At 70.4% G+C, this 1,381-nt stretch carries 1 protein-coding gene; it reads right to left on the bottom strand.

The features are described 5' to 3' along the window. Positions 1–91: 91 nt before the first annotated feature. Positions 92–1,291: an SfnB family sulfur acquisition oxidoreductase gene (locus A5698_RS10855; RefSeq protein WP_068296311.1), complete on the bottom strand. Its 1,200-nt coding sequence runs from the start codon at positions 1,289–1,291 to the stop codon at positions 92–94. Positions 1,292–1,381 lie beyond the last annotated feature (90 nt).

The raw sequence follows: 1,381 nt of genomic DNA on the forward strand, positions 1-1,381 counted from the left end.
CCGCGAGCGTGCGCAAAGTGCCGACAATGCGCGGCGTGTCGTGTGCAAACACGCACCCTCGCGCCACATGAAGGGCCGCGGCCCGCCAGGCCTAGATCTGGCCGTGGCGGGGTGGGGGTGTGCCCGTCAGGGTGTAGCGGCCGATGTGCTGCACCTTCCACGGCGTCGGATCGTGCAGCGTGTGTGTGCGGGCGTCGCGCCAGTACCGCGACAGGTTGCCCGACGCCGAAGCGCTTCGCGTACCGCCCAATTCGAACAGCACATTCGACGCGTCCAGCGACGCCCGCACCGCAGCGACCTTCGCCGCCGCGACCGCGATCGACGCCTCCGCCGCGGTCTCGTCGCTCAGGCTGGCCTCCGCATGGTCGATCGCTCGCGCCGCCTCGACCAGTAGCGCCTGCGCGCCGCGCACCTTCACCGCCAGCTCGCCGGCGACCGTGATCAGCGTCGGGTCGTCGACCGCTGCGGCCACATTCGCCTCGAAATGCGGCCGCGCCCGCTCGGCCTGACGCACACCGGCCGCGAGCGCTCCCGTCGCGATGCCGACGTCGATTGCGCTGTGTAACAACTGCGCCCGTGCGCCGTAGACCGACGGCCCGGTGAAGATCGGCGAGAACGGCACCACATGCTCGACGGGTACCGCCACATCGTCGAGCGTGACCGTGCCCGACGCCGTCGTTCGCTGGCCCATGCCGTCCCAGTCGTCGACCACCGACAACCCCTCGGCGTCGCGCGCGACGAACGCGACCGCCTTCGGCGTCTGCGCCGTCGGCACCTCGCCGCCGTCGGCCAGCGACGCCCGCACCAGCACCCAGTCGGCGAACAACGCACCCGTCGAGTAGAACTTGCGCCCCGACAGCAGGTAGTCGCCCGACGGCTGGCGCACCAACGTCGTCGTGTCCACGTCGATGGTGTGCGGGCCCCGCTCGGACTGCGCATTGGCCAACAACGCGCCGTTGCGCACCCGGTCGTAGAAGTACGACTTCTGCGTATAGGTACCCTGCAGTCGCAGGGCCTCCAGAAACACGAAGTGCGAGTGTGGAATCTGCGCCAGCGACGGGTCGGCGTGCGCGATGCGCCGGAACACTTCGGCCAGCACCGTTGCGGGTGCGGCAATGCCGCCGTAGTCGGCGGGCACCGTCACCGCCAGCAGTCCCGACTCCTTGAGCGCCAGCACCTGGTCGTGCGGCAACCGACGGTCGGCATCGCGGCCGGAAGCCTCGGCCTCGAACTCGGCAGCCAGTTTCGCCGCAACGTCAAGCGCCTCGTCCACCGACGCGATGAGGGTCATCGCGTGGCGCCGATGAACGGGATCGATGCCGGGGCGGCCGTCGTCGCCACACCCTTGTACAGCCCGCGCTCGCGCAGGATCGGCACGACG

Origin of the sequence: Mycobacterium sp. E136 (assembly GCF_001666865.1) — a bacterium.
Taxonomy (GTDB): Bacteria; Actinomycetota; Actinomycetes; order Mycobacteriales; family Mycobacteriaceae; genus Mycobacterium.